The following is a 1,675-nucleotide window of genomic DNA, read 5'->3' as shown; positions in this document are numbered from 1 at the left end:
CGCACTCCACAAGGCCAAACCCTGGCCGCTGACGGTACCGACCGTACCCCACAAGGCCAAACCCTTGCTGAAGGTGGTGGTGACCGTGTGATCGAACGCAACAGCGCTGTGAGCTAAGCCCATGGCGGCCTGGAAAAAAAGCCCAATCCCCGGATTGGGCTTTTGACTTTATAGAAACCCCAATTCCCCGCGTGATCCCCCGATAGTCGTTCGACGCCAGCGAAGCCGATTTGCTAGAGTGCGCCGCTGTCCCTGTCCAGAACACACCCTTGCGATGCTGCCCCGCGCCGAACAGAAACAACAGACCCGCAACGCCCTGATGGACGCTGCCCGCCACCTGATGGAAAGCGGCCGAGGATTCGGCAGCCTGAGCCTGCGCGAAGTAACCCGAACCGCCGGGATCGTGCCCACCGGTTTCTACCGGCATTTCGCCGACATGGACGAATTGGGCCTGGCGCTGGTGTGCGAAGTCGGCCAGACCTTCCGCGAAACCATCCGCCTGGTGCGCCATAACGAGTTCGTCATGGGCGGCATCATCGATGCCTCGGTGCGGATCTTTCTCGACGTGGTCACGGCCAATCGTTCGCAGTTCCTGTTTCTTGCCCGCGAGCAGTACGGCGGTTCGCTGCCGGTGCGCCTGGCCATCGGCCGCTTGCGCGAAGACATCAGCTCGGACCTGGCGGCCGATTTGTCGCTGATGCCGAAACTGCAGCATCTGGACATCGCCGGCCTGAGCGTCATGGCCGATCTGATCGTCAAAAGCGTGTTCGCGACCCTGCCGGACATCATCGATCCGCCAGCCGAAGCGTTGCCGCAGCATCTGACGCCACAGGCGAAAATCACTCAGCAGTTGCGGTTTATCTTTATCGGGCTGAAGCATTGGCAGGGACTCGGCAGTACCGAGTAACCCGTTAGAAAAAGATCGCAGCCTTCGGCAGAAGGCTGCGATTTTTTGTGCGCTGCAAATTGGTGCATAAACACCCGCCACGCACCAACTTCAATCAAAGCCCTGCAACATTGTGAGTCTCCCCCGTCGCTCTGACAGGCATTTCCTACCTCTCACCCGATTGGCAAGCCCCTTGCTCTAGCCTGAACATTGTTCATTGCTGGAAGCCTTCCGATGCTGGTGATTCATCGCAGAATCGACCCTCAACCCGTCTGGGCCGCCGAGTTGCACCTGACCTTCGAAGCCAGGAGCAAAAGCCGCTTGCGCTGTTTCAGTGCCGAGGGTGAAGACGTCGGCCTGTTTCTGGAGCGCGGCCAGCCACCGCTGTATGACGGCGAATGCCTGCAAGCAGAAGACGGGCGCGTCGTTCGCGTCTGTGCTCGCCCCGAACAACTGCTGCACGTCACCTGCGCCAATGCTTTCGAACTGACCCGCGCCGCCTATCACCTGGGCAATCGCCACGTGGCCCTGCAAGTCGGCGACGGCTGGTTGCGCCTGCTCGACGATTACGTGCTCAAGGCCATGCTCGAACAGCTTGGTGCTAAAGCCGAGAACATCGAAGCGCCGTTCCAGCCGGAACATGGCGCCTACGGCGGCGGTCATCACCACTCGCGCCAGGGTGACGAGAACTTCAACTACCCGCCGAAACTGCACCAGTTCGGCGTGCGTTTATGAACCCGGCCTGGGCGCTGCTGCGCCTGGCCAGCCCGCAGCTGCCGATTGGCGGGT

At 61.0% G+C, this 1,675-nt stretch carries 2 protein-coding genes; both read left to right on the top strand.

Annotated elements, in window-relative coordinates:
• Positions 1 to 274: 274 nt before the first annotated feature.
• A complete protein-coding gene (locus tag PMI21_RS00010) occupies positions 275 to 907 on the top strand; it encodes a TetR family transcriptional regulator (protein ID WP_007942233.1) in 633 nt (210 codons plus the stop codon).
• A 213-nt stretch (positions 908 to 1,120) separates the two neighbouring features.
• Complete coding sequence (ureE, locus tag PMI21_RS00015) at positions 1,121 to 1,621, top strand: urease accessory protein UreE (protein ID WP_007942232.1); 501 nt, start codon at positions 1,121 to 1,123, stop codon at positions 1,619 to 1,621.
• The last annotated feature ends 54 nt before the right edge of the window (positions 1,622 to 1,675 follow it).

Origin of the sequence: Pseudomonas sp. GM18 (genome assembly GCF_000282195.1) — a bacterium.
Lineage (GTDB): Bacteria > Pseudomonadota > Gammaproteobacteria > Pseudomonadales > Pseudomonadaceae > Aquipseudomonas.
Note: the sequence above shows the minus strand (reverse complement) of the source record. Positions and strands in the feature narration are given on the sequence as shown.